The sequence below is a fragment of the Methylibium rhizosphaerae genome, from assembly GCF_006386545.1.
Classification (GTDB): domain Bacteria; phylum Pseudomonadota; class Gammaproteobacteria; order Burkholderiales; family Burkholderiaceae_C; genus Pseudorivibacter; species Pseudorivibacter rhizosphaerae.
Genome location: NZ_SWAR01000002.1, coordinates 263242 through 289841 on the forward strand (window position 1 = coordinate 263242; position 26600 = coordinate 289841).

General features: G+C 68.0%; 23 protein-coding genes. 13 read left to right on the top strand and 10 right to left on the bottom strand.

Annotated elements, in window-relative coordinates:
- Positions 1–12: 12 nt before the first annotated feature.
- Genes E8D38_RS02550 through E8D38_RS02565 form a run of 4 tightly spaced genes read right to left on the bottom strand, consistent with a single transcriptional unit; the run spans position 13 to position 6948 of the window.
- Positions 13–1587, bottom strand: coding sequence for an ABC transporter substrate-binding protein (locus tag E8D38_RS02550; protein WP_140626144.1), 1575 nt, complete (start codon positions 1585–1587; stop codon positions 13–15).
- Positions 1588–1592: 5 nt separating this feature from the next.
- Positions 1593–3194, bottom strand: a complete 1602-nt coding sequence (locus E8D38_RS02555; protein WP_140626145.1) for an ABC transporter substrate-binding protein — start codon at positions 3192–3194, stop codon at positions 1593–1595.
- A 35-nt stretch (positions 3195–3229) separates the two neighbouring features.
- Positions 3230–5341 (bottom strand): M13 family metallopeptidase, encoded by a 2112-nt coding sequence (locus E8D38_RS02560; protein ID WP_140626146.1) that lies wholly within the window; start codon positions 5339–5341, stop codon positions 3230–3232.
- Between the two features lie 5 nt (positions 5342–5346).
- Complete coding sequence (locus tag E8D38_RS02565; protein WP_140626147.1) at positions 5347–6948, bottom strand: ABC transporter substrate-binding protein; 1602 nt, start codon at positions 6946–6948, stop codon at positions 5347–5349.
- A 168-nt stretch (positions 6949–7116) separates the two neighbouring features.
- On the opposite strand from E8D38_RS02565, the gene E8D38_RS02570 reads away from it, so the two are divergent.
- Complete coding sequence (locus E8D38_RS02570) at positions 7117–8640, top strand: AMP nucleosidase (RefSeq protein WP_140626148.1); 1524 nt, start codon at positions 7117–7119, stop codon at positions 8638–8640.
- A 72-nt stretch (positions 8641–8712) separates the two neighbouring features.
- On the opposite strand, the gene E8D38_RS02575 is transcribed toward E8D38_RS02570, so the two are convergent.
- Complete coding sequence (locus E8D38_RS02575) at positions 8713–9966, bottom strand: glycerophosphodiester phosphodiesterase (RefSeq protein ID WP_246099315.1); 1254 nt, start codon at positions 9964–9966, stop codon at positions 8713–8715.
- 257 nt (positions 9967–10223) lie between these two features.
- Between E8D38_RS02575 and fusA the strand changes: the two genes are divergently transcribed.
- Positions 10224–12275 carry an elongation factor G gene (gene fusA, locus E8D38_RS02580; protein WP_140626149.1) on the top strand — a complete coding sequence of 684 codons (2052 nt, stop codon included), beginning with the start codon at positions 10224–10226 and terminating at the stop codon, positions 12273–12275.
- Between the two features lie 11 nt (positions 12276–12286).
- Here fusA and E8D38_RS02585 read toward each other — a convergent pair whose 3' ends face one another.
- A complete protein-coding gene (locus E8D38_RS02585) occupies positions 12287–12892 on the bottom strand; it encodes an SRPBCC family protein (RefSeq protein ID WP_140626150.1) in 606 nt (201 codons plus the stop codon).
- 113 nt (positions 12893–13005) lie between these two features.
- Here E8D38_RS02585 and E8D38_RS02590 point away from each other — a divergent pair, with 113 nt between their 5' ends.
- The 6 genes from E8D38_RS02590 (at position 13006) to E8D38_RS02615 (ending at position 17080) form a co-directional block, all read left to right on the top strand.
- A complete protein-coding gene (locus tag E8D38_RS02590; protein ID WP_140626151.1) occupies positions 13006–13575 on the top strand; it encodes a hypothetical protein in 570 nt (189 codons plus the stop codon).
- A gap of 471 nt (positions 13576–14046) precedes the next feature.
- A complete protein-coding gene (locus E8D38_RS02595; protein ID WP_140626152.1) occupies positions 14047–14226 on the top strand; it encodes a hypothetical protein in 180 nt (59 codons plus the stop codon).
- A 69-nt stretch (positions 14227–14295) separates the two neighbouring features.
- On the top strand, positions 14296–14589 hold the full coding sequence (locus E8D38_RS02600) for a hypothetical protein (protein ID WP_140626153.1): 294 nt from the start codon (positions 14296–14298) through the stop codon (positions 14587–14589).
- Between the two features lie 181 nt (positions 14590–14770).
- The gene (locus tag E8D38_RS02605; protein WP_140626154.1) at positions 14771–15601 is read left to right on the top strand and encodes an HDOD domain-containing protein; all 831 of its coding nucleotides are present in this window, start codon (positions 14771–14773) and stop codon (positions 15599–15601) included.
- A 47-nt stretch (positions 15602–15648) separates the two neighbouring features.
- Positions 15649–16290 (top strand): methyltransferase domain-containing protein, encoded by a 642-nt coding sequence (locus tag E8D38_RS02610; RefSeq protein WP_140626155.1) that lies wholly within the window; start codon positions 15649–15651, stop codon positions 16288–16290.
- 82 nt (positions 16291–16372) lie between these two features.
- The gene (locus E8D38_RS02615; RefSeq protein ID WP_140626156.1) at positions 16373–17080 is read left to right on the top strand and encodes a glutathione S-transferase N-terminal domain-containing protein; all 708 of its coding nucleotides are present in this window, start codon (positions 16373–16375) and stop codon (positions 17078–17080) included.
- A gap of 36 nt (positions 17081–17116) precedes the next feature.
- On the opposite strand, the gene E8D38_RS02620 is transcribed toward E8D38_RS02615, so the two are convergent.
- Positions 17117–17599, bottom strand: coding sequence for an Lrp/AsnC family transcriptional regulator (locus E8D38_RS02620; protein WP_140626157.1), 483 nt, complete (start codon positions 17597–17599; stop codon positions 17117–17119).
- 146 nt (positions 17600–17745) lie between these two features.
- Here E8D38_RS02620 and hppD point away from each other — a divergent pair, with 146 nt between their 5' ends.
- From hppD to E8D38_RS02635, 3 genes are all read left to right on the top strand, one after another.
- Entirely contained in the window at positions 17746–18849 is a 1104-nt protein-coding gene (gene hppD, locus E8D38_RS02625) for a 4-hydroxyphenylpyruvate dioxygenase (RefSeq protein WP_140626158.1), read from the top strand.
- Between the two features lie 24 nt (positions 18850–18873).
- Complete coding sequence (phhA, locus tag E8D38_RS02630; RefSeq protein ID WP_140626159.1) at positions 18874–19764, top strand: phenylalanine 4-monooxygenase; 891 nt, start codon at positions 18874–18876, stop codon at positions 19762–19764.
- A 174-nt stretch (positions 19765–19938) separates the two neighbouring features.
- Complete coding sequence (locus E8D38_RS02635; RefSeq protein WP_181178898.1) at positions 19939–20793, top strand: hypothetical protein; 855 nt, start codon at positions 19939–19941, stop codon at positions 20791–20793.
- Here E8D38_RS02635 and E8D38_RS02640 read toward each other — a convergent pair.
- The 3 genes from E8D38_RS02640 to E8D38_RS02650 are packed head-to-tail and all read right to left on the bottom strand — an operon-like array spanning position 20679 to position 23818.
- Positions 20679–21659, bottom strand: coding sequence for a lipase family alpha/beta hydrolase (locus E8D38_RS02640; protein ID WP_140626161.1), 981 nt, complete (start codon positions 21657–21659; stop codon positions 20679–20681). The two genes, E8D38_RS02635 and E8D38_RS02640, sit on opposite strands and share 115 nt — an antisense overlap.
- Positions 21660–21668: 9 nt before the next feature.
- Positions 21669–23282, bottom strand: coding sequence for a GMC family oxidoreductase (locus tag E8D38_RS02645; RefSeq protein WP_140626162.1), 1614 nt, complete (start codon positions 23280–23282; stop codon positions 21669–21671).
- Entirely contained in the window at positions 23282–23818 is a 537-nt protein-coding gene (locus E8D38_RS02650) for a hypothetical protein (RefSeq protein ID WP_140626163.1), read from the bottom strand. The genes E8D38_RS02645 and E8D38_RS02650 overlap by 1 nt, the downstream gene beginning before the upstream one ends.
- 123 nt (positions 23819–23941) lie before the next feature.
- Here E8D38_RS02650 and E8D38_RS02655 point away from each other — a divergent pair, with 123 nt between their 5' ends.
- Together E8D38_RS02655 and E8D38_RS02660 are read left to right on the top strand one after the other, a co-directional pair.
- Positions 23942–24652: a DUF8198 family protein gene (locus E8D38_RS02655; protein WP_246099316.1), complete on the top strand. Its 711-nt coding sequence runs from the start codon at positions 23942–23944 to the stop codon at positions 24650–24652.
- Positions 24653–24714: 62 nt separating this feature from the next.
- On the top strand, positions 24715–26406 hold the full coding sequence (locus tag E8D38_RS02660) for a long-chain-fatty-acid--CoA ligase (RefSeq protein ID WP_140626193.1): 1692 nt from the start codon (positions 24715–24717) through the stop codon (positions 26404–26406).
- Positions 26407–26600: the final 194 nt, after the last annotated feature.

Consider the following 26600-nt stretch of genomic DNA (forward strand, 5'->3'; position numbering starts at 1 on the left):
GGTGGGCAGCCGTCAATCAACGCGGGCGGCGCGGAAGTCATTGCCGCCGAAGGGCGTGGCCACATAGCCCGACACCCGCTTGTGGGCGGCCGCGACCAGCTGCCGGTTGGCCAGCGGGATGAGGCCGGTCTCCTCGTGCAGCAGGCGCTGGGCCTTCAGGTACAGCCCGGCGCGCTTCTTCACGTCGGCCGTCGCGCGGGCGGCGGCGAGCAGCTCGTCGAAGGCCTTGTGGCACCAGCGGCTCTTGTTGCCGCCGCCTTCGACCGCAGCGCAACTGAGGTTGGGCGTGAGGAAGTTGTCCGGGTCCCCGTTGTCGCTGAACCAGCTGAGCAGCGCGATGTCGTGCTCGCCCTTGCCGGTGCGCTTGTAGAGCTCGCCCAGCTCCATGAGCTGCGGCCGCACCTTCACGCCGACCTTGGCCCAGTCGGCCTGCAGCAGCTCGACGCCGCGCTTGATGTCGCTGTTGCGGGCGGTGGCAAAGAGGGTGAGCTCGCTGCCGTCGTAGCCTGAGGCCTGGACCAGCGCCCGTGCGCGCTCGGGGTCGTAGGGCCGACGGATCGACCCATCGTGGCTCCAGATGCCCGGTGGCAGGAAGCTGCCCGCCACGGTGGCGTTGCCGCCGTAGACCGACTTCACATAGGTGGCGCGGTCGATGGCCAGCGACAGCGCCTCGCGAAAGCGCTTGTCCGAAAGGAACTTGCGCTGCGAATTGGGCGCGAGGTAGGCGGTGGTGAGCGGCTGGCCGCGCACGACGTTGATGCGGGCATCGCCGTCGAAGGCGCGCGCGTTGTCGCCCGGCAGCTCGCCGGTCACCAGGCATTCACCGGCCTTCACCCGCTGCACCCGCACGGCCGGGTCGGGCGTGATCGCGAACACGAGCTGGTCGATCTTCGGCACACCGCCCCAGTAGGCCTTGTTGGCTTCGTAGCGGATCACCGCGTCCTTCTGGTAGCTCTTGAAGACGAACGGGCCGGTGCCGACGGGCTGGGTGTTGATCTGCTCGAGCGTGCCGGCCTTGCGCAGCTGCTCGCCGTATTCGGCCGAATACACCGAGGCGATCGAGGCCATGGTCAGGTTGGCGATGAAGGGCGCCTCGGGACGGGTGAGCGTGATGCGCACCGTGTGCGAGTCGATCTTCTCGACCGACTTGACGAGCTCGCGCATGCTCATGCCGGCCCAGTACGGGAATCCGTTGCGAGCGGCGGCGTGCGCGGGGTGGTTCCTGTCGTTGATGCGCTGGATGGACCACACCACGTCGTCGGCATTCATGTCGCGGCCGGGCTTGAACCACGGCGTGGTGTGGAACTTGACGCCGCGGCGCAGATGCAGCGTGTAGGCCAGGCCATCGGGGCTGATCTGCCAGCGCTCGGCCAACCCGGGCACCACCTCGGTGGTGCCGGGCTTCATCTGCAGCAGCTGGTCGTACAGCGTGAGGCCGGCGGCATCGTTGGTGTCCACGGTCTCGTACTGGGCGATGTCGAAGCCTTCCGGCGCGCTGTCGGCGCAGAAGGTCAGCGTGCCGGCGGCGTGTGCGCCGGCCATGCCGAGCAAGGCGGCTGCGACACAGCCATGGCGTGCGCTGCGCATGGCGGTCACTTCAGGCTCACGTGGCGGAAGTCGTTGTGGGTGAAGGGACTCGGGATGTAGCCCGACACCCGCTTGTTCACCGCCGTCATGTAGACCGGGTAGACCAGCGGGATGGTGCCCACGTCGTCGTACAGCACGCGCTGGGCCTTCATGTAGAGGTCGTTGCGCTTCTTCGGGTCGGTGGTCTTGCGCGCCAGGTCGATGAGCTCGTCGAACTGCTTGTTGCACCACTGGCTCTTGTTGCCGCCGCCTTCCACCGCGGCACAGGCGAGGTTGGTCGAGAAGAAGTTGTCGGGGTCGCCGTTGTCGCCGGCCCAGCGCAGGAAGGTGATGTCGTGCTCGCCCTTGCCGGTGCGCTTGAGCATCTCGCCCCATTCGATCATCTGAACCCTGGCCTTGATGCCGACCTTGGCCCAGTCGGCCTGCATCAGCTCGGCGGCCCGCTTGGCGTCGATGCTGCCGCCGATGCGGGTGAAGATCGCGAGCTCGGTGCCGTCGTAGCCGCTGGCCTTGACCAGCTGCTCCGCCTTCTTCGGGTCGTGGCGGTTGAGCAGGGTCTTGTCGTGACCCCACATGCTGGGCGGCAGGAAGCTGGCAGCCGGCGAGGCATGGCCGCCGTACACCGCCTGGATGTAGGTCTTCTTGTCGAGCGCGAGCCACAGCGCCTCGCGGAAGCGCTTGTCGGACAGGAACTTGCGCTTGGTGTTGGGCGCGATGTATTCGGTGAGCAGCGGGTTGTTGCGCACGATCTGCACGTTCGGGTCCTTGTCGAACGTGCCGGCGGTCTCGGCCTTCATGTTGGTGCCCACCAGGCACTCGCCGGCCTTCAGCCGCTGCACCCGCACGTTGGGGTCGAGCGTGATCGCGAAGATGAGCTTGTCGATCTTGGGCACGCCGCCCCAGTAGGCGGGGTTGGCGTTGTAGCGGATCACCGCGTCCTTCTGGTAGCTCTGGAACACGAAGGGGCCGCTGCCCACCGGCTGGGTGTTGATGTCGCCCAGCTTGCCGGCCTTCTGCAGCTGCTCGCCGTACTCGGCCGAGTAGATGGAGCCGATGGCTTCCATCGCCATGTCGGCGAGGAACGGAGCCTCGGGCCGGGTGAGCGTGATGCGCACCGTGTGGTCGTTCACCTTCTCGACCGACTTGATGAGCGAGGACATGCCCATGCCCTCCCAGTAGACGTAGCCGTTCTTGGCCACGCCGTGCGCCGGATGCTTCTTGTCGTTCACGCGGTTGATCGACCAGACCACGTCGTCTGCGTTGAAGTCGCGCGTCGGCTTGAACCACGGGGTGGTGTGGAACTTCACGCCCTTGCGCAGCTGGAAGGTGTAGACGAGGCCGTCGGCGCTGATGTCCCACTTCTCGGCCAGCCCCGGGCGGATCTCGGTAGTGCCGGGCTTGAAGCTCAGCAGCTGGTCGTAGATCGTGCGGCCGGCGGCGTCGTTGGTCACGGCCGACTCGTACTGCGCGATGTCGAAGCCGTCGGGCGAGGCTTCGGTGCACACGGTCAGCGTGCCGGCGGCATGAGCGGTCGCGGCGGCGCCCAGCGCCAGGGACGCGGCCAGGAGGCAGCGTCGGGTGTCGCGGTGTCGGATGTCGTGCTGCATGTTGCTTGTTTCCCCTGTGGTGGTGATCGCGGCCTTCACCAGATGCGGATGCGCGTTTCGGCCGGCTTGTACATGCCGTCGCCGGGCTGCGTGCCGAAGCTCTGGTGGAAGCCGTCGGTGTTGACTGCGGGACCGTTGGCGCGGAATTCCGCCGGCGAGTGCGAGTCGATGGTCAGCAGTTGCAAGGTGCGTGCCTCGCGCCGCTGCGAACGCCACGCCTGGGCCCAGCCCAGGAAGAAGCGCTGGTCGCCGGTGAGCCCGTCGATCACCGGCACCGGCTTGCCGCGCTGCGAGATCTGATAGGCCTTGAAGGCGATCTGCAGGCCGGAAAGGTCGGCGATGTTCTCGCCGAGCGTGAGGCGGCCGTTGACCTTGTGTCCGGGAAGGGGCTCGTAGGCGCCGTACTGCGCCACCAGCCTGGCGCCCAGTGCCTCGAAGGCCTTGCGGTCGGCGGCCGTCCACCAGTTGTTCAGACGGCCGTCGCCGTCGAACTGGCTGCCCTGGTCGTCGAAGCCGTGGCTGATCTCGTGGCCGATGATGGCGCCGATGGCGCCGTAGTTCACCGCGTCGTCGGCCCCCATGTCGAAGAACGGCGGCTCCAGGATGGCCGCGGGGAACACGATCTCGTTGAAGCTCGGGTTGTAGTAGGCATTGACCTTCTGCGGCGTCATGCCCCATTCGCCGCGATCCACCGGCTTGCCGGCGCGCGCCGCGGTGCGCTCGTACTCGAAGCGGCCGGCGCGCACCACGTTGCCGAAGGCGTCGCCGGCACGCACGTCGAGCTTCGAGTAGTCGCGCCACTGGTCGGGGTAGCCGATCTTGGCGACGTACTTCGCGAGCTTCTGCCGGGCTCGCTGCTTGGTGGTGTCGCTCATCCAGGTGAGGCCGTCGATCGACTCGCCATAGGCGGCCAGCAGGTTGGCCACCAGCTCCTGCATGCGCGCCTTGTGCGCCGGCGGGAAATGCCGGCTCACGTAGATGCGGCCCACCGCCTCGCCCAGCGCGCCGTCGAGCGACTCGGTGGCCTTCTGCCAGCGCGGGCGGTCCTGCTGCTGGCCGCGGATGGCCTTGCCGTGGAAGGCGAAGTGCGCGTCGCGGAATGCCGCGGGCAGCACCTCGGCGCGTGAGTCGAGCAGCCGCACGCGCAGGTACTGCTTCCAGGCGGCCAGCGACGTGGTCTGCACCAGGGCCGAGAAGCCGCGCACATAGCTCGGCTGCGCCACGGTGAGCTTGTCGACGTCGGCCAGCATGGCTCCCTTCAGGAAGCCGGGCCAGTCGAACCCGGGCGCGGCCCGCCTGAGCGCGGCCGGCGTCATGGGGTTGTAGGTCTTCAGCGGGTTGCGGTTGTCCACCGGCGACCATTGCACCCGGGCGAGCCTTTCCTCGAGGGCGAACACGACCTTGGCTTGGCGCTGCGCATCGCCGCTGCCGCCCAGCGACAACAGCGACTCGAGATAGCCCAGGTAGGCCTCGCGCGCCTTGGCGAACCGCTCTTCGCTCTTCAGGTAGTAGTCGCGGTTGGGCAGGCCCAGGCCGTCCTGCCAGGTGACCGCCCGGTAGATGCCCGGGTCCTTGGCATCGGCATCGATCCACATCACCAGCGGTACCGGCACCACCCCCTGCAGCCGGCCCATCAGCGCGGCCAGCCCGGCCTTGTCCTTCAGGCCGTCGATCTCGGCCAGCCAGGGGGCCAGCGGTGCCAGCCCGGCGCTTTCGATGGCGGCTTCGTCGAGGTAGCTGCGGTAGTAGTCGCCGATCTTCTGCGCGTCGCTGCCGGGCGCCTGCGAACCGGCGGCGAGTTCCTCGACGATCTTGCGCACGCGTTCGTCGGAGCGGTCGCGCAACTGGATGGCCAGACCGTGATCGGCCTTGTCCGGCGGGATGGGCGACTCCTTGAGCCAGCGTCCGTTGGCGGCGCGGAACAGGTCGTCCTGCGGCCGTACGGCCGCATCGAAGCCGTTGCGATCGAGGCCGGAATGCGGCTGCGCCACCATCACGATCGGCGGCTGCGCCGCCGTGCCTCCCGCTGCCGCGGATCCCGCCGGCTGCTGATGGGCGGCGCAGCCCGCCAGCAGCGCCGCCGGCAGTGCCGCCACCCAGGCCAGCGCGAGGCGGCCGGGGCGGCGCGCGCCCTCTTCTTGTTGCATCGTCTTCACTTCAGGCTCACTCCGTAGAACTGTGCAATGGCAAAGGGGCTCATCCTGAAGCCCTCGACGTTCTTCAGCATCGGCTGCACCACCACCGAGTGCGCCATCGGGACCCAGGGCGCCTCGCGCTTGAAGACCTCCTGGGCTCTTTCGTAGAGCTTCGTGCGCTCGGCCAGCCGCGTGGTCTGCCTGGCCTTGTTGATGAGATCGTCGTATTCCTTGTGGCACCACTGGCTGTAGTTCGAGCTGCCCACCGCGGCGCAGCTCAGCAGCGTGGCCAGGAAGTTGTCGGGGTCGCCGTTGTCGCCGTTCCAGCCGAACATGCCGATGTCGCTTTCACCGGCCTTGGCGCGCTTCAGGTATTCGGCCCACTCGTACTTGACGATGCGGGTCCGGATGCCGACCTTGGCGAGGTCGGCCTGGATCAGCTCGGCCGCCTGCGCGCCGTTGGGGTTGTAGGGCCGCTGCACCGGCAGCGCCCACAGCGTGGTCTCGAAGCCGTTGGGGTAGCCCGCCTTGGCCAGCAGGGCACGTGCGTTCTGCGGGCTGTACTCGTAGTCCTTCACCTGCCTGTTGTAGGACCACATCGCCGGCGGGATGGGGTTGACCGCCACCGTGCCTGCGCCCTGGTACACCGCGTCGAGCAGCGCCTTCTTGTCGATCGCCATGTTGACGGCACGCCGCACGTCGACGCTGTCGAACGGCTTGTGCGTCACGTTGAGCGACAGGTAGCCGACGTTGAGCCCCGGCTGGGTGAGCAGCTTGATCTTCGGGTCCTTCCTGAGCACCTCCACCTCGGCCGGCTTCGGGTACGACGAGACGTGGCACTCGCCGGCCTTGAGCTTCTGCAGCCGCACCGCCGAGTCCTTGGTGATCGCGAAGATCAGCTGGTCGATGGCGGCCTTGCCGCGGAAGTAGGTCGGGTTGGCGGCATAGCGGATCTGCGCGTCCTTTTCGTAGCGCCTGAAGACGAAAGGCCCGGTGCCCACCGGCCGGGTGTTGAAGTCCTGCGGGGTGCCGTTCCTGAGCAGCTGGTCCGCGTATTCGGCCGAGTGGATGGAGGCGAAATCCATCGCCAGGTTGGCCAGGAAGGCGGCGTCCACCTGCTTGAGGGTGAAGCGCACCGTGTGGCTGTCGGGCTTCTCGATCTTCGCGAGGTTGTCGGGCAGCCCCATGTCGGCGGCGTACTCGAAGGCCACCGGCGCCGCCTTCTGGAAGGCGTTGTCCTTGTTGACCATGCGGTCGAAGGTGAAGACGACGTCGTCGGCGTTGAAGTCGCGGCCCGGCTTGAACCAGTCGGTGGTGTGGAACCTGACGCCGCGGCGCAGGTGGAAGGTGTAGGTCAGGCCGTCGGCGCTGACCTCCCACTTCTCGGCCAGCCCAGGCTCGATCGTCGTGCCGCCGCGCTCGAACTCGACCAGCCGGTTGAAGATGGGCTGCGAGGCGGCGTCGAAGGTGGTGCCCGCGGTGTAGCGCGCAGGGTCGAACCCCTCGGGGCTGCCTTCGGAGCAGTAGATCAGCGTGCCGGCTGCCTGGGCAGCAAGCCCGCAGACCGCGAGGCCGGCCGCCAGGATATGGCGGGCCGCAGCGAGATGTCGTCTCTTCATGAGGGGGTCACCTTGTGGATGACGAGGGCCTGGAGAAGTCGCGCGAGTCTAGGGCAACCGGATTCGCATGCAATGGTGATAACGCTTGTATAGGCAAGCGGGGGTGCAACGCCGCGGCTGCGGGCCGGCAACGGCCACCCCGGGTGCCCGATGCCGTCACAATAGGGCATGCCTGTCTCCTTCCTTGCCCCCACCGGTTTCGAAACGGCTCGCTTCGACGACCCGTCCGCCGCGCTGGAACGCGTCAGCGCCATCTACGAGCACAACGTGGGCCACCTGCGCGACATGCTGCAGCGCTTCGTCACCGGCGACAGCTTCTCGCAGCACGTGCGGGCCTGCTACCCCTTCGTGCGCGTGCACACCGACACCGTGGCACGGGCCGACTCGCGCCTCTCCTACGGCTTCGTCGCCGGCCCCGGCACCTACGAAACCACCCTCACGCGGCCCGACCTGTTCGGCGACTACTACCTCGAGCAATTCCGCCTGCTGCTGAAGAACCATGGCGTCGCACTGGAAGTGGGCACGAGCGTGCAGCCCATCCCGGTGCATTTTTCGCTCGCCGAGCACGACCACATCGAGGGCAGCCTGAGCGTCGAGCGGCGCCTGCTGATGCGCGACGTGTTCGACCTGCCCGACCTGGGCGCCATGGACGACGGCATCGCCAACGGCACCTACGAGCCGGCGCCCGGCGAACCGCAGCCGCTGGCGCTGTTCACCGGCCCGCGGGTCGACTATTCGCTGCACCGGCTGCGGCACTACACCGGCACCGCGCCCGAGCACTTCCAGAACTTCGTGCTGTTCACGAACTACCAGTTCTACATCGACGAGTTCGTGCGCCTGGGCCGCGAGCTGATGGCACGCGAGCCCGGCCAGGCGCCGCTGTTCACCGGCACCACCAGCGACGACTACGTCGCCTTCGTGGAGCCGGGCAACGTGGTGACGCGCCGTGCCGGCATGCCTGCCGAGGACACCGACGCCCTGGGCATGCCGCCGCCGCGCATGCCGCAGATGCCGGCCTACCACCTGGTGCGCCGCGACCGTGCCGGCATCACGATGGTCAACATCGGCGTCGGCCCGGCCAACGCCAAGACCATCACCGACCACATCGCGGTGCTGCGCCCGCATGCCTGGATCATGCTGGGCCACTGCGCCGGCCTGCGCAACACGCAGCAGCTGGGCGACTACGTGCTGGCGCACGGCTATGTGCGCGAGGACCACGTGCTCGACGAAGACCTGCCGCTGTGGGTGCCGATCCCGCCGCTGGCCGAGGTGCAGGTGGCGCTGCAGACCGCGGTGGCCGACATCACCCAGCTCACCGGCTACGAGCTCAAGCGCATCATGCGCACCGGCACCGTGGCCTCGACCGACAACCGCAACTGGGAGCTGCTGCCCCAGCGCACGCCGGAGCGGCGCTTCAGCCAGAGCCGGGCGGTGGCGCTCGACATGGAAAGCGCGACCATCGCCGCCAACGGCTTCCGCTTCCGCGTGCCCTACGGCACCTTGCTGTGCGTGAGCGACAAGCCGCTGCACGGCGAGATCAAGCTGCCGGGCATGGCCAACCAGTTCTACCGCGAGCGGGTGGACCAGCACCTGCGCATCGGCATCCGGGCGGTGGAGATCCTGCGGCAGCAGCGGCTCGACCAGCTGCACAGCCGCAAGCTGCGCAGCTTTGCCGAGGTGGCGTTCCAGTAGGTTGCCCTCGCAAGCGCAAAGGGGCCCGGAAACGGGCCCCTTGACCTTGAACCAGCGCCGGTTCCCCGGGACTCAATCGTCCCGATCGCACCTGCGCCCGCTCACCAGGCAGCGCGCATAGGACGGATCCTGCTTGAGCTTCCAGGTGACCCGGGCTGCCACCGCGGTGTCGGCGAAGTCCGAGAACACGCCATCCACGCCGGCCTCGAAGAACCTCAGGTATTCGTTCACCGGGTTGCCGGCATGGTCGGTGGCCAGCCGCCGCTGTTCGTTGCGGAAGGTGTACGGATGCACCACCAGGCCCAGCTTGTGGGCGTTGGCAATGACGTCGGTGGCCGGCAGCAGCTTGCGGTCGGCCTCGTTCACCGCCCCGTCGCCGTTCACGTCGCTGCAGGCGCCGTTGACCAGCGTGCAGGCGCTCGGGATCAGGTAGTACTTCCAGGGTCCGACGCCGTCGGCATAGGTGCGCACCTCGGCCAGGCCGGCGGGGGTGAGCAGGTCCTTGAACAGCCCGGCGCGGCCGGAGACCACCCAGTCGTACGGCTTGTCATAGGGCTTGGTGAAGTCGAGCGAACCATCCGGGTTGAGGTCGTTGGCGTCCACCAGCTGCACCAGCCGCACGCTGGTGCGCGAACGCAGGTAGCGCAGGTTGGCGGTCTCGAAGGACTGGATGAACACCGGCGCATGGCGGTGGTTCCAGCCCGCCTTCTGCAGCACCGCGAGCAGCCGGTCTTCCAGCGCCAGGCCGATGCCCTGGTGATACGTCGGATGCTTGGTCTCGGGATAGATGCCGATGCGCCGGCCCTTTTCGTCGCTCTTGCGCTTGACCAGCGCGATCACCTCCTCGAGCGTGGGAATGCCGAACTGTCCGTTCAGGCCCTGCTCGCGATCGCCGAAGGCCTGCACGGCGCGCAGTTGCCGGATCTCGGCCAGTGTGAAGTCGCTGGCGAAGAAGCCGGTGTCGGGCACCCCGTCGACCATCACCGTGCGCTTGCGCGCCGCGAACTGCGGCAGCGCGCTCACGTTGGTGGTGGCGATCAGGTTCGGCTCGTGGCGGGCGATGAGATGGCCGTCCTTGGTGGCCACCAGGTCGGGCTCCACATAGTCGGCCCCCAGCTCGATGGCCAGCGCGTAGCTTTCCAGGGTGTGCTCGGGCAGGTAGCCGCTGGCACCCCGGTGGCCGATCACCAGCGGACTTGGTTCAGCCCGGTGGCCAAAGCCGCGGCCGTCGTCGCCGTGGGCCCGGGCAGCGCCTGCGGAAAGCGCCAGCAGCGTGGCGGCGGCTGCGGCCAGCATGCGGGCCGTGCGGTTGCGCAACAGTCTCATGAAACCTCCTCTTCTTGGTGGGAAGGCGACGCTACGCGGGCGGCGTGACGTCGGTTTGACAGCACGGCCTGCGGCCGCCCCGAAGGCTATGCCGGCCGGCGCTTGCCGTCGAACCCCCAAGTGGTAACAGCAGCTTGCCGGCCCTGGCCGACCCGCTTGTGCGCGGCGAGCCGATCCCTTACGCTGGCCCCAGCAAAGGCCCCCACGACACCACCCACGGGCGCGGACGCTTGGCGCTCGGCAACGAGGAGAGCGCCATGTCCGACACCCCGTTCTGCGATACCGCAGCCCTCCGCACGCTGGCCCTGGTGGGCCAGACCGCTGCGGGAAAGACCAGCCTCGTCGAAGCCCTGCTGCACAAGTCCGGCGCCATCGGCGCGCCCGGCAGCCTGGAGCGCGGCACCACCGTGAGCGACTACGACCCGCTGGAGCGGCGGGCCCAGCATTCGATCAATGCCTCGCTGGTGCACCTGCACCACCAGGGCACGCGCATCCACCTGATCGACACGCCCGGGTCGCCCGACTTCCTGGGCCAGTCGCTGCCCGCGCTCGAAGCGGTGGACACCGCGGCGCTGGTGATCAGCGCGCAGGCCGGCGTCGAGATGATGAGCACCCGCATGATGGCGTGGGCGGCGAAGCGCAACCTGTGCCGCATGATCATCGTCAACAAGATCGACGCCGAGCGGGTGGACCTGCCGGGGCTCGTGACGCAGATCCAGGCTGCCTTCGGCAAGGAATGCCTGCCGCTCAACCTGCCGGCTCGAGGCGGCGCCGGCGTCGTCGACTGCTTCTTCAACCCCTCGGGCGAAGCCGATTTCTCCTCCGTGGAAGCGGCCCACCGGGCCCTGGTGGAGCAGGTGGTGGAGGTGGACGCGGCCTTCGTCGAGCGCTACCTCAACGACGGCGACGTGGACCCGAGCGAGCTGCATGCGCCGCTGGAGCAGGCGCTGCGCGAGGGCCACCTGATCCCGATCTGCTTCGTGTCGGCACGCAACGGCGCCGGCATCGCGGAACTGCTGGACGTGCTGGTCAAGCTGATGCCCAACCCGACCGAGGGCAACCCGCCGCAGTTCCTCAAGGGCGAAGGCGAAGAGGCGCGGCCGATCGAGGCCCGGCCCGACCCGGCGGCGCACGTGCTGGCGCATGTGTTCAAGGTCACGGTGGACCCCTACGTCGGCAAGATGGGCGTCTTCCGCATCCATCAGGGCACGGTCACGCGCGACAGCCAGCTCTACATCGGCGACGGGCGCAAGCCGTTCAAGGTGGGCCACCTGTTCATGCTGCAGGGCAAGGACCATGTCGAGGTGCCGCGGGCAGGCCCCGGCGAGCTGTGCGCGGTGGCCAAGGTGGACGACCTGCATTTCGATGCGGTGCTGCACGATGCGGCCGAGGACGACCACATCCACCTGAAGCCGCTGGACTTCCCGGTGCCGGTGCACGGCCTGGCCATCGAGCCCAAGCGCCGCGGCGACGAGCAGCGCATGTGGGACATCCTGCAGAAGCTGGTGGACGAAGACCCGTGCCTGAAGGTGGAGCATGTGGCCACCACCAACGAGACGGTGGTCTACGGCCTGGGCGAGCTGCACCTGCGCACGCTGCTCGAGCGCCTGACCGACGTCTACAAGTGCGAGGTCAACACCCGCCCGCCGCGCATCGCCTACCGCGAAACCATCACCCTGCCGGCCGAAGGCCACCACCGTCACAAGAAGCAGACCGGCGGGGCCGGCCAGTTCGGTGAGGTGTTCCTGAAGGTGGAGCCGCTGCCGCGCGGCGCGGGCTTCGAGTTCGTCGACAAGGTCAAGGGCGGCACCATCCCCGGGCAGTTTTTGCCCGCCGTCGAAAAGGGCGTGCGCCAGGCCATGGACAGCGGGGTGATCGCCGGCTACCCGGTGAAGGACGTGCGGGTGATCGTCTACGACGGCAAGCACCACAGCGTGGACAGCAAGGAGATCGCCTTCATCACCGCCGGGCGCAAGGCCTTCATCGACGCGGTGCTGAAGGCCGGCCCGATCGTGCTGGAGCCGATCGTCAACGTCGAGATCACCGCGCCCGACTACGCCACCGGCGACATCACCGGCGACCTGTCGTCGAAGCGGGCCCAGGTCAACGGCACGCAGGCGCTGGGGCTGGGCTCGCTGGCGGTGCGGGCGCAGGTGCCGCTGTCGGAGCTCTCCGGCTACCAGTCACGGCTGAATTCGATGACCAGCGGACAGGGCAGCTACACGCTGGAGCTCAGCCACTACGACCAGGTGCCGCCCAACGTGCAGCAGCAGCTGGCCGGGCAGTACAAGCTGCGCGACGAGGAATAGAGGGTCGGCCGTCAGGGCCGCGAAGCGGCGGGCGCGGCAGCAGCGGCAGCCTTGCGATCGGCCGCCTCCTGCAGCGTCTTCATCCGGGCCATCCAGTCGCTCCAGTCGATGGGGCCGCTGTCGAAGCGCTTCTTCAGGTTGGCCAGCACGTTGCCCCAGGCCGCATCGAAGTAGTGATAGGCCTTGTCCCACTCGCCGCCGTCGCCCCAGCCGGTGTGATGCAGCGACAGGCGGGTGAGCCGGTCGGACACCGGCTCGAAGCGCAGCACCACCAGCGTGCGCTGCGCACGGGCTTCCGGCAGGTGCGGCGGCGCGTTCCAGTCGAACGACAGCATCTTCTTCGGCTGCAGTGCCATGAAGCGCATGTCGTCGGCGCCCTTCAGGCCGGAGGGCGCATAGGGATTGAAGTGGATGCTGAAGGTGCCGCCCGGGCGGGCCTCGACCTTCGCGTCGGGCGCAAGGAAGCTGGTGATGCCTTCGCGGGTGGTCCAGGCCTCCCAGGCCTGGTCGAGGCTGGCATTCAGCTCCACCTGCTTGGTGATGGCGCGCTCGGCCGCGACCGCCGCCAGGGCCGACAGGCTGCACACCGCAAGGACGATCCAGGCTCGCAGGCGCATGCTGGTTTCTTTCGCTGGATTGGGGGTAGCGCAGTATGCGCCGCGGCGCTTGATCAAGCAGCCTTTATCATCGAGGCCAGTGCCGGGCCCTGCCCGGCCTTTTGCCGTTTGCCATGCCCCAGGACCTCGCCAGCATCCGCCTCGACAACGCCCTCGCCCTGTTCGAGGAATTCGTCGCTTCCACCGTCAAGCATCCGGATGCCGCCGCGCTGCGGGGGCTCGAGCGCCGCTTTGCCGAACGGCTGCAGATCCAGCCCAGCTACTGGAGCCAGATCAAGAGCCGCTCACGCCAGATCGGCGAGCGGCTGGCTCGCCAGTTCGAGCAGCTGAGCCACAAGCCCGCCGGCTGGATGGACCAGCCGCATGGGCCCGCGGCCCCGGCTGGCAAGGCCCCCATCGCGCCCACCTCGGTGGCCGTGGCAGCGGCCGCGGCCGCACCGGCGCAGCCGCAGGACGACGACGAGCGCTTCATCGTGGGCCTCGTGCTCACCTTCTATCGCCGCCACCCGGAGCGCGCGCGAGCGCGCCTGCTCGACCTGCTGGGCGAGGTGCTGAGCCCCGCCGCGCTGGCACAACAGCCGCCCGGGCCCGCTGAAAAGGCGCCCGCCAAACCCGCCGACGACGGCCGCGATCTCTGGGCGAGTACGCAAAAGGGTGTGGCGCCGTTGAAACGCAAACGCTGAACCCTTGATCTAGGGATAAAAAACGCTTGCGCAAGATAATGAGTTGTTTATCATTGCGCCCAAGCTGCTGCACCCGGTGCCCCAACCGCACCACCCCTTCAAGAAGTCCCCGCAGCGGCGACACCCGCCACGCAACCCCCTAGCCGATCAGGAGCTCACTTTGTCGACCTTTGCCCCGTCCACCCACACGCTGCATCTGGCCCTGCCGGCCGGTGCCTGCGTTGCTGCCGCGAAGCTGCAGCAACGATGCGTGCGACGTGGAGCCGCTGGTGCCAAGGCTGGCATGTCTGCACTGATCGAGAACCTGACCCCACCCGGGGCGCCCGGAGTTTGAGCCGCAGAACACACTGCGTCATTCATCTCCAGACGGCCCGGTTTTCCGGGCCGTTTGCTTTTGGGCACGGCCCGGACGGTTCCCCACCGCCCGGGCCGTTTCGTTTGTGTTTGCCGCTGTCATCAAGGAGTCGAGACATGAAGAAGATCACCACCACCCTCACCGTCGCGGGCAAGAAGCCACGCAATCCACTGGTCACGCCGGCGCGATTCCGCCAGGCCGGCAGCCATGGGATGCGAAGTCCATCCGCCTTGCGCCAGCAGGCCCAGCGATCGCTGCGCGGCGAACTGAAGAGCCTGCATCCGCCCAGTCCGTGAACCGCGGCGGGCGACTCGACCGAACCCACACACGAGAGGTCGAGCGCCGCCACAGAGGAGCTATCGATCATGTTGTCGAGTTATCAGACCCCCAGGCCCGCCGCACGATCCGGCTGGGCCATCCCGCCGGCCGAAGGGCTGCGCATCCAGCTGGTGAGCGCGCTGTTGAGCATGAGTGCAGCGCTGCTGCACCTGGCCGTGCGCCTGCAGCAGACGCAGGCCGCCGCCAGGACGGCACCGCAGGCCGCCGAACCTTCGGTCGCACCGCAACTGGAGTACCACGCCGAGTCCGGTGCACCGGAAGGCGCCTTGTACGTGAATGGCCAACTGGCCGGGTGGATCAGCGGCGTGAGCCGGCTGTGAAGCCGATCCAAGGCGGCGGCCCGATGGCCGGCCGTCCAGACCTCGGGGCCTGCCGCTGATGCGGCAGGCCCATTTTTTTGCACCGGGTTGCAGGCCACCAGGCGCCGGCGCACAGTGAAGCGATGCCGCTCAAGTCCCCACGGCCCGCGCCGATAACCCGAGGACAAGGATTCCTCGCACGATGCTCACCCAAGCCCTGCCCGACCTGAACGCCTGGACCCGCCGCTTCAGCGAAGCGGAGATCCCGGTGCTGCCCGGCACTGCGCAGGAGATAGAAGCGCTGCGGCAGATCAACGACGCGAGCGACTCGGTGGATGCGCACCAGCTGGCCCAGTCGATCGCGGGCGACCCGCTGATGACGCTGAAGGTGCTGTCGCATGTGGCGAAGCACCGCCCGTCGCGGCTGGTGACCGACGCGGAGACCGTCACCGCAGCCATCGTGCTGATGGGCATCGGCCCGTTCTTCCGGGCCTTCGACCGGCTCAAGACCATCGACGAGCATCTGCAGGACCAGCCGGTGGCACTGCGCGGCCTGCAGCGCGTGCTCAAGCGGGCCTACCGTGCGGCCAACTTCGCGCTCGGCTTTGCCGTGCACCGCATGGACAACGACGCGGCCATCATCCAGGAGGCGGCGCTGCTGCACGACTTCGCCGAGATGCTGCTGTGGTGCCATGCGCCGTCGCTGGCGGTGGAGATCGCCAAGCGCCAGCATGCCGACCCGACGCTGCGGTCGGCCGTCGTGCAGCGCAGCGTGCTCAACGTGGAGCTGGGCGAGCTGGAGCAGGCGCTGATGCGCGTGTGGCGCCTGCCCGAGCTGCTGATCCACATCACCGACGACCGGCATGCCTCGCACCCGCAGGTGCGCACGGTGATGCTGGCCATCCGGCTGGCGCGGCACACGCAGCACGGTTGGGACAACGCCGCGCTGCCCGACGACTTCGCCGACATTGCCGAACTGCTCAATGTGGCGCCGCACGTGGCGCAGGCCAAGGCGCTCGCGCTGGACGCATAGACTTCGGGCCCAGCGCGCAGCGGCTCTGCGCGGGTGGAGATGTCGCCATGGCCGGCCCGACCGTCGATTTCTGGGAGCAACGATTCGCCAGCGGCAGCCTGCCGTGGGACCGCGGCGAGCCCAGCCCTCAACTGCTGGCTTGGCTGGCCGACGGCAGCCTGGGCGCGGCCGGCAGGCGCATCGCCGTACCGGGCTGCGGTGCCGGCCATGAGGTGGTGGCGCTGGCGCGGGCCGGCTTCGACGTGACCGGCCTCGACTACGCCCCGGGCGCGGTGTCGATGGCCCGCGAGCAGCTGGCCGCCCGGTGCCTCGCAGCCGAGGTGGTGCAGGCCGACGTGCTGCAGTGGCAGCCGGCCGCGCCGCTGGACTCGGTGTACGAGCAGACCTGCCTGTGCGCCCTGCACCCGGACCAGTGGGTCGCCTATGCGCAGCAGCTGCACCGCTGGCTGCGCCCGGGCGGTTCGCTGTTCGCCCTGCTCATGCAGGTGCCGCGCGAAGGTGCGTCGCAAGGGCGCATCGAGGGGCCGCCCTATCACCTGGACATCCACGCCGTGCGCGCGCTGTTCCCCGAGCCGCTGTGGCGCTGGCCCGCGCCGCCCTACCCCGGCGTGCCGCATCGCCAGGGCTGGGTCGAGCTGGCAGTGCAGCTGGAACGCTGCAAGGCGCCGGCCTCGACGCCCCTCGCCTGACACGGACTTTCGAGGCTGCGGCGCGCGGCCGCCGACACCCCTCGAGAATCGCGCGGCCTCCAACACTCAAGGTCCGCAAACGATGAGCGCCGATCTCTCCGCCTTTCCGATCACCCGGAAATGGCCCGCCCAGCACCCCGATCGACTGCAGCTGTACTCGCTGCCCACGCCCAACGGCGTGAAGGTGTCGATCTGCCTCGAGGAGATCGGGCTGCCCTATGAGCCGCACCTGGTGCGCTTCGACACCAACGACCAGATGTCGCCGGAGTTCCTGTCGCTCAACCCGAACAACAAGATCCCGGCCATCCTCGACCCCAATGGGCCCGGCGGCAAGCCGCTGCCGCTGTTCGAGTCGGGCGCGATCCTGCTGTACCTGGCGGACAAGACCGGCCAGCTCATCTCGCAGGAACCGGCCCGCCGCTACGAGACCATCCAGTGGGTGATGTTCCAGATGGGCGGCATCGGGCCGATGTTCGGCCAGCTGGGTTTCTTCCACAAGTTCGCCGGCAAGGACTTCGAGGACAAGCGCCCGCGCGACCGCTACGTGGCCGAGTCCAAGCGCCTGCTCGGGGTGCTGGAGCAGCGGCTCGCGCAGCGCGAATGGATCATGGGCAGCGAGTACGGCATTGCCGACATCGCCACCTTCCCGTGGATCAACAACCTGATCGGCTTCTACGGCGCTGGCGACCTCGTCGGCTTCGCCGAGTTCGGGCAGGTCCGGCGAGCGCTCGCTGCCTTCCTCGCCCGCCCTGCGGTGCAGCGCGGGCTGCAGATCCCGAAACGCGACTAGACCCGGGGCCAGCGCCAGCGCCAGCGCATCGGCGGCTTACACGGGGACGACGGTGGTGGCCTTCACCCGGTCGAGCACGAAGCTGGTCTTGCAGTCTTCGACGCTGGGGTGCTTGAGCAGCGTGTCCATCACGAAGCGCGAGTAGTGACCCATGTCTTCGACGACCACCCGCAGCAGGTAGTCCATCTCGCCGGTGAGGGCCACGCACTCCACCACCTCGGGCCAGGTCTGCACCGCCGCGCGGAACAGGTCCATCGGATTGCGCTTGTGGCTTTCGGTGTGCTTTTCGAGGCGCACGTTGAGGTAGGCGGTGAGGCCGAAGCCCACCCGTTCGGGCGGCACCACGGCTACGTAGCCGGAAATGACGCCGGCTTCTTCCAGGCGCTTGACGCGGCGCAGGGTGGCTGAGGCCGACAGCTGCACCGTGGCGGCCAGCTGGTCGTAGGTGGCGCGGCCGTCGGCCTGGAGCGCGCGGAGGATGCGCCGATCGACCGCGTCGAGCTCGATGGGTGTTGACATAGGGCAATTGTTGCAGGAATCCTGCTTGACACGCGAGGGGCACGCTCGAACTTGCAGAAAAACTGCGCATCCAAGCACCTAAAGTGAAGCTCTCGCGGCGCCGGGATGGCCCCGCCCCCTCTTCACCGGACACGACGGAGACACAGATGCAATTCACCCCCTGGGACAACCCGATGGGCACCGACGGCTTCGAGTTCATCGAGTACGCGGCGCCGGACCCGGTAGCCATGGGCGCGCTGTTCGAGCGCATGGGCTTCAAGCCGATCGCCCGGCACCGTCACAAGGACGTGACGCTCTATCGCCAGGGCGAGATCAACTTCATCGTCAATGCCGAGCCCGATTCGTTTGCCCAGCGTTTCGCCCGCCTGCACGGCCCCAGCATCTGTGCCATCGCGTTCCGGGTGAAGGACGCCAAGGCCGCCTATGAGCGCGCGGTCGGCCTGGGCGCCTGGGGTTATGCCGGGCAGGCCGGCCCGGGCGAACTCAACATCCCTGCCATCAAGGGCATCGGCGACTCGTTGATCTACTTCGTCGACCGCTGGCGCGGCAAGAACGGCGCGAAGGAAGGCGAGATCGGCAACATCGGCTTCTTCGACGTCGACTTCGAACCGCTGCCGGGCGCCAGCCTGAACCCGCCCGGCTACGGCCTCACCTACATCGACCACCTGACCCACAACGTGCACCGCGGCCGCATGGCCGAATGGGCCGACTTCTACGAGCGCCTGTTCAACTTCCGCGAGATCCGCTACTTCGACATCGAAGGCCAGGTCACCGGCGTGAAGAGCAAGGCGATGACGAGCCCTTGCGGCAAGATCCGCATCCCCATCAACGAAGAGGGCAACGAGAAGGCCGGGCAGATCCAGGAGTACCTGGACAAGTACCACGGCGAAGGCATCCAGCACATCGCCCTGGGCTCGACCGACCTGTTCAAGACCGTGGACGCGCTGCGCGGCGGCGGCATCAAGCTGCTGGACACCATCGACACCTACTACGAACTGGTGGACAAGCGCATCCCCGGCCACGGCGAGAATGTCGCGGCACTCAAGGAGCGCAAGATCCTCATCGACGGCAAGGCCGGCGAGCTGCTACTGCAGATCTTTTCCGAGAACCAGCTGGGGCCGATCTTTTTCGAGTTCATCCAGCGCAAGGGCGACCAGGGCTTCGGCGAAGGCAACTTCAAGGCGCTGTTCGAGAGCATCGAGCTCGATCAGATGCGCCGCGGCGTGCTGGAGAGCCGGCACCCGGCCTGAAACGGCCGGAAGGCGACGACCACCATGGACACGAAACTGGACTTTCATTCGGGCATCAACCAGGGCGTCGCCCCGGTGACCTACGGGCAGGGCGATCGCCCGCCGCGCGGCGACTACAGCCGCGCGCGCGCCGACTACACCTGCGAGCAGGGCTATGCCAGCTACAGCGAGGCCGACCACGACACCTACCGGCGGCTGTATGCGCGGCAGTCGGCGCAGCTCGAGGGTCTGGCCTGCCGCGAATTCATCGACGCCGTCGGCAAGCTGGGCGCGCCTGACCGCATTCCGCGCTTCGACGACATCTCCGAGCGGCTGATGAAGGCCACCGGCTGGCAGGTGGTGGGCGTGCCGGGGCTCATTCCGGAGGAAGCCTTCTTTGCGCTGCTGGCCAAGCGCCAGTTCCCGGTGACCGACTGGATCCGCACGCCGGCCGAGTTCGACTACGTGGTCGAGCCCGACGTCTTCCACGATCTGTTCGGCCACGTGCCGCTGCTGTTCAACCCGGTGTTCGCCGACTACATGCAGGCCTATGGCGAAGGCGGTCTCAAGGCGAGCCGGCTGCATGCCTGCGAGAACCTCGCGCGGCTGTACTGGTACACGGTGGAGTTCGGCCTCATCAACACGCCGCAGGGCCTGCGCGCCTATGGTGCCGGCATCCTGTCGAGTGCCGGCGAGCTGCGCTACAGCGTCACCTCGGGCGAGCCGCAGCGGGTGGGCTTCGACCTCGAACGCATCATGCGCACGAAGTACAAGATCGACACCTACCAGGCGACCTACTTCGTGATCGACAGCTTCGAGCAGCTGTTCAAGGCGACCGCCCCGGACTTCACGCCGATCTACGAGCGCGTGTCCGGCCAGCAGCAGATCGAAGCCGGCATCACGCTGCCGGGCGAGCGGACCTTCAGCGCAGCCTGAGGCGGGGCGGAGCTCCTCCACAGGATGGGGGAGGAGTCGCTCCCCCAACGGAGCGCACCTGCCGGGGTGATTGAACCGCCGCCTGGCCCCGACCACACTCGATGACAGTGATGCCGCCGCGCGCAGCGCTTTTGCTCCGTGCCGGCGAGAGCCCCTGCCCCAGGAGTGTTGCGGATGACTGCTGAACTGACGCGGCGGTGCACGATGGCACTGCTTTCTTCGCTGGCATTGGCCACGCTGGTGGGGCTGGTCGCGCTCGGGCCGGTGACGCTGCAGGTGGGCGCGCACCTGTTCGCCGACGAGCGGCCCCTGGGCTGGGTGCCCAACGCTTCGAACGTGCTGACGCACCTGCCGCTGTTCGCGGTGGGCTGGTGGGGCTGGCGCCGCATGCGGGCGCTCGACGCGCCTGCCGACCTGAAGCGGCCGTGGAGCTGGTTCTTCGTGGCGGCGGTGCCGGCCGGCCTGCTGGGCGGCCTGTACCACTGGGCCCCGGACGACACCCGCTTCGTGCTGTCGCAGATGACGCGCAGCTTCACTTCGGTGCTGCTGCTGTGCGTGTTTCTCGCCGAACGGGTGGACCGCCGCTGGGGCTCGCGGCCGGTGCTGCTGGGCTGGCTGGCTGCCACGCTGCTCGGCGGCCTGTGGTGGGCCGGCACGCGCCACATCGAAGGCGCCGGCGACCTGCGACCTTTGCTGTGGATCGGCCTTTCGCCGCTGCTGCTGGTGCCTGCAGGCATCTGGCGCCTGCCGGGGTCACGGATGTCGGGAGCCCATTGGCTCGTCGTGCTGCTGCTGTTTGCCGTGGCGCACCTGCTGCAATGGGCCGACGTGGCGGTGATGCTCGCGCTCGACGGTGCAGCGAGCGGCCACGCGCTGCATCACCTGGCCCTGGCCGGCTGCATCGGCTGGCTGGCCTACTGCGCCGACGCTCCCGTCCGCGCGGCGGCACCGGCGCCGGCTGGCGCCGAGCCGGAAGGCGCCACCGCCTTGTCGACCCAGCGCAGCACCTCGTTGAACACCTCGTCGTGAAACGCCATGTGGACGTGGGCGATGTCGCTCAGGTGCACTGCGTGGGAGCCGGGCAGCACCGCGGTCGAGGCCGGGAAGACGATGTTGTCGCAATGGCCCCAGAAGCAGGTGAAGCGCGCGTAACGTGACGGCGTCTCGCTGGCCGCCAGTTCGGCGAGCCATGGGTTGCCCTGGCGCATCTGGCGTGTGTTCGAAGCAAAGCCCCAGCGCGCCAGCCAGGTGCCATGGTGGGGCGAACCGATGGTGATGACCCGGTGCACGCGGTCGTCGCTGCCGCCAGCCTGCTGGTTGGCACGCAGCCAGGCACGCGCGGCCAGGCCGCCCATGCTGTGGCACAGCAGCACCGGCGGCAGGCCGGTGCCTGCCTCGAGCGCACGTACGGCCGCTTCGATCTGGGGCGCATAACGATCGATGCTGCCGAACACCGGCTCCATGCTCACCGCGATGAAGGGCACGCCTTCACGCTGCAGGCGCCGCATCACCGGGGTCCACAGGGCCCGGTTGCACACGAAGCCGTGAATGAGCACCACGCCGCGGCGACCGGCGGTGGCAGCTGCGGGCTGGTCGGCAACGGCCCAGGTGCGAAACGGCTGGCGCCAGCAGAACACGCTTGGCGCGGAGAGGGCCTCTCCGGCCCAGGCCCGGATGAGCCGGCCGGCGCTGGCCGGCGGCACCGCCGGATCACCGCGGTTCACGTGCGCGAGCAGCACGAACTCGATGCCGAGCACGAGCGCATAGCCGAACACGATGAGCGCAGCGCCGCCGAAGGCCCACACCGGATGACCGGCGCGCGCGAAAGCCCAGGCCCAGACGGTGGCGGCCAGCAGCAGGCCGAGGGTGGTGAATCGTTGCAGTCTTGCGAGCATCGGGCGATGTTAGGCCAGTGCCACATCGCGCTGGGCAAGACGCCTGGCCAGGCCGGTGGCCAGGCGGTTGACGATGCCGTAGATCGACAGCTGCGGGTTGGCGCCGATGCTGGTGGGGAAGATCGAGCCGTCATGCACCGACAGGTTCTCGATCTGCCAGTGCACGCCGTCGGGCCGCACCACGCCGCTGCGCTCGTCGGCAGCCATGCTGCAGCCCCCCATGACGTGCGCGCTCATCACGCGGGTGAGCAGCGGCTTCATCGTCAGCCTGGCGATGCCCTCCCGGGCCTGCGACCAGGTGCTGTAGACGGCGGCCTGCTCATGCACCGGCAGCACTTGCCGCGCGCCGGCGGCGAACTGGATCTCGGCCATGCTGAGGAGCGCGCGGCGGGCGCCGTCCATCACGAAGTCGGTGAGCGGATAGTCGAGCTGCGGCGTCTCGTCGCTGCGCAGCTGCACGCGCCCGCCAGGTGACTGCGGGTGGAAGCCGTCACGCAAGAGCGCGAGTTGCACGTGCGTGCGCGGGAACTGCCTCAGCAGCTCGGCCTGCTCGGTGCCGAAACCGGGCACGGTGGACGCGAAGATCACCGGGTGCAGTGGCGGGGCTTCGAGCTTGTAGCCGATGGGGCCGTCGATGGGCTGCGTATCGAGGAAGTGATCGCTGTAGATGGTTTGCGGCGCGCCGCTCCAGCCTTCGACCGGCTGGTCGAACAGGGAAGCGGATGCGATCGTCGGGTGCAGGAAGGTGCGCTGGCCCAGGCGGTCGTGCGGGTCGGGGATGTCGGAGCGCAGCAGCAGGGCCGGCGAATTGATGGCCCCGCCGGACAGGACATAGTGCCGGGCCTTGATGCGCACCGTCTTGCGTGATGTCGCGCTGCCGTCGGCGGCCACCGGCACGCACACGAGGGCGCTGACTCGCGACCCGGTGCGCTCGAATTCCTGGGCGCGCGTCTCGACCAGCAGCAGCGCGCCGCGTTCCAGCGCCGCCGGGATGGTGGTGACCAGCATCGACTGCTTGGCGTTGGTGGGACAGCCCATGCCGCACGAACCCAGGTTCCAGCAGCCCTTGACGTTGCGCGCGATGGAGGCGGCAGAGATGCCGAGCTGCATTGCACCGCGCCTCAGGAGGTCGTTGTTTTCGTTGGGCGGGGCGAGCCACGGGCCGATGTTCAGGCGGCGCTCGGCCTGGGCGAACCAGGGCGACAGCGCCGCGTCGGTGTAGTCCTTGAGTCCGAAATGCTGCTGCCAGTAGGCCAGCGTGGCCGAGGGCGTGCGGAAGGAGCTGGTCCAGTTGACGGTGGTGGAGCCGCCCACGCATCGCCCTTGCAGGATGGTGATGGCCTTGTCGGCCGTCTTGCGGCCCAGGCTCTCCTGGTAGAGCGACGGGTAGGCCTCGGACTCGAGCTGGCGGAAGTCGCTGCTGGTCTTGAGCGGGCCTTCCTCGACGATCACGACGTCGAGGCCCGCCTGGGTGAGCAGCTCGGCGGTGATGCCCGCGCCCGCGCCGCTGCCGACGATGGCGACGTCGCAATCGATGCGCTCGGGCAGCGCACCGTGCTGGCCGCCCAGCACTTTCCAGCCGCGGGCGAGGCCCTCGCGGATCGGGTCGGGTTGTTTGCTCATCAGATGTCGGTGGGGCCGGGATATCCCATCAGGTGCCAGGTGGACGGCGCCGCGAAGTAGCTGGCGCTCGCAAGCTCGTGCAACGCGTGATAGGCCTGCTGCCGGACCTGCGAAGGCGCCACGCGCATCAGCTGCAGCGCGGCCTGGATCCGCGGCACGCTGGCGGTGGACCAGTCGTCGGCGAGGCCGGTGAGCCATTGCCGCCCCGGCGTGGTGTTGAGCAGCGCCAGGAGTTGCGCGAGTTCGTCGCGGAGGGCCTTCGGAAGCGCCGCAATGGTGTCGTCCAGCCGCTGCAGCCACTGCGCGAGTGCCGCCTCTCGGGCGGCGGCTTCCGCGGGAAGGCTGCCGTCGAGCAACGCATTGCCCACGGCCCGGAAGATGCGGCGGCCGCTGTCGGACAGGCGCCCCTTGCTGACGCCGGGGCGCCAGTAGGCAATACCGCCGCCGGCCACCGCCAGCACGACGGCGGCGCCAGCGCCGACGCGCAGCAGCGTGCGCCTTTCGAGGGAGGGAAGCTTGTCGCGCAGAGTCATCATCGGCGGGCAGTGTTGCATCATTCGCGCCAGGCGCCCTAGGGACGCGGTCCTATTTCCCGTCCTGACTTACCCGAGTGAACCCTGATGGCAACGAACCCGAAGAGCGACGAAGCCGACGCGATCGTGCAGGAACTGCGGATCGTTTCCGCGGAGCGTGCAGTCCGCATGGCAGAGCCCGGCCTCGCGGTGCGCGTGCAGGCGCTCAAGCACTACCAGCAGAAGAGGTTCCGCCGGACGTATGCGGACCTACTGAACGACGCGAGACACCGCGATGCGGCGCAGTTCTTCCTCGAGGAGCTGTACGGGCCGAAGGACTTCGAGGAGCGTGACGCGCAGTTCATGCGCATCGTGCCTGCGGTGCGCCGGATGTTCCCACAGGAGATCGTCCACACGGTGGCGAACCTGGCCTCGCTGCATGCCCTGTCCGAGACGCTCGACACCGAGATGGGTCGCCGGTTGCCGGGCGACGTGGTGACGGCAGTCGACTATGCAGCGGCGTGGCGCGCGACCGGGCGGCCACAGGCGCGGGAGCAGCAGATTGCGCTGACGCTTGCGGTGGGCGAGTCGCTCGACCGCTACACGCGCGTGCCGATGATCCGCACCACGCTGCGCATGATGCGCGGCCCGGCACGCGCCGCGGGCATGAGCGAACTGCAGCGGTTTCTCGAGACAGGCTTCGACACCTTCAAGGCCATGCGAGGGGCGGAGCACTTCCTTCGATGCATTGCCACGCGCGAACGAGCGCTGGCCACTGCGCTGTTCGCTGAGACATCTGTCGCACGGGCGACAGGCAGCAACGTAGGCGACACCGACCCGTTAGGACAATTACCGTAGCCGCTGCGGGAAGCCGACACGAACAATGGACTCAGTTTTCCGACGAGGAGTTGAACGTGGACATGGCCGTCAAGAAACCTTGGCTCAAGAACTACCCGCCCAACGTTGCAGCGGAGATCGACTCGGCGGCCTATCCCTCGCTGACCGCGCTGCTGGAAGAGGCATTTCGCAAGCATGCGGCACGCGATGCTGCAGCCTTTCTGGACCAACGCATCAAGTTCCGTGACGTCGACGACATGTCGGTCGCGTTTGGCGCCTGGCTTCAGTCGAAGGGGCTGAAGAAGGGCGACCGCGTGGCGGTGATGATGCCGAACGTGCTGCAGTACATGGTGGTCATCGCGGCCATCCTTCGGGCGGGGTTGGTGGTCGTGAACGTGAACCCGCTGTACACGCCTCGCGAGCTCGAGCATCAGCTGAAGGACTCTGGTGCCTCGGCCATCATCATCCTGGAGAACTTCGCGACCACGCTCGAGGAAGTCGTCGACAGGACGCAGGTGAAGCACGTGGTGCTGGCGGCGATGGGTGATCTGCTCGGGTTCTGGAAAGGGCAGCTGGTGAACTTCGTCGTGCGGCACGTTCGCAAGATGGTGCCCGAGTACAAGCTGCCGCTGGCCGACGGCCGCACCGTCACGCGCTTCAACATGGCCCTGGCCGAGGGCTCGCGCATGAGCCTTTCGCGACCCAACATCGGCCCGGATGACGTGGCCTTCCTGCAGTACACGGGTGGCACCACCGGCGTGTCGAAGGGCGCGACGCTGCTGCACAGGAACGTGATGGCCAACATCCTGCAGACCGAGGCCTGGTTCAAGCCCATGCTCGATCAACTGGGCGACAAGCCGTTGACCGTGGTGTGCGCACTGCCGCTGTATCACATCTTCGCGCTCACCATCTGCTACATGATGGGCGCGCGGTTGGGGATGATGAACCTGCTGATTCCGAATCCGCGCGACATCCCCGGGTTCATCAAGACGCTCCAGAAGTACCGCATCAACATGTTCCCGGCGGTCAACACCTTGTTCAACGCACTGGCGAACGACCCCGAGTTCGCGCGACTCGACTTCTCCGAACTCGTGGTGTCCAACGGCGGTGGCATGGCCTGCCAGCAAGCCACAGCCGAGAAGTGGCTCAGGATCACGGGCTGCCCGGTGGTCGAGGGCTATGGCCTCTCGGAAACGTCACCGGTGGCCACGAGCAACCGACTCGATCTGCGGGAGTTCAGCGGCACGATCGGTGTGCCGATCCCGTCGACGGAGATCGCGATACGTGACGACGACGGCAGGGACCTGCCGTTCGGTGAGCCTGGCGAGATCTGCATCAGGGGACCGCAGGTCATGGCTGGCTACTGGAACCGCCCCGACGAGACAGCGAAGGTCATGACGCCCGACGGCTACTTCAAGTCGGGCGACGTCGGCGTGATGGACGAGCGGGGCTACATCAGGATCGTCGACCGCAAGAAGGACATGATTCTCGTGTCGGGCTTCAACGTCTATCCGAACGAGATCGAGCAGGTGGTCAACATGCACCCGGGCGTGCTGGAGTGCGCGGCGGTGGGAGTGCCTGATGAAAAATCAGGCGAAGCGGTCAAACTGTTCGTCGTAAAGAAGGATCCGACGCTCGCCGAGGAGGATCTTTCCGACTACTGCCGGGAGAACTTCACCGGCTACAAGCGGCCGAAGTACATCGAGTTCCGCGACGATCTGCCGAAGACCAATGTCGGGAAGATTCTTCGTCGGGAATTGCGGGCCGGTAGTTAGAACTCGATAAGGCTGGCGGCGAGGCAGCCGGGCGGCTGCCTTTTCGATCGGCGGCAAATAAGATGCGCCCCCAAAGCAAAAACGCCCGACCAGCTGGTCGGGCGTTTTGCGAGTTAATAGCCTGACGATGTCCTACTTTCACACGGGAATCCGCACTATCATCGGCGCTGAGGCGTTTCACTGTCCTGTTCGGG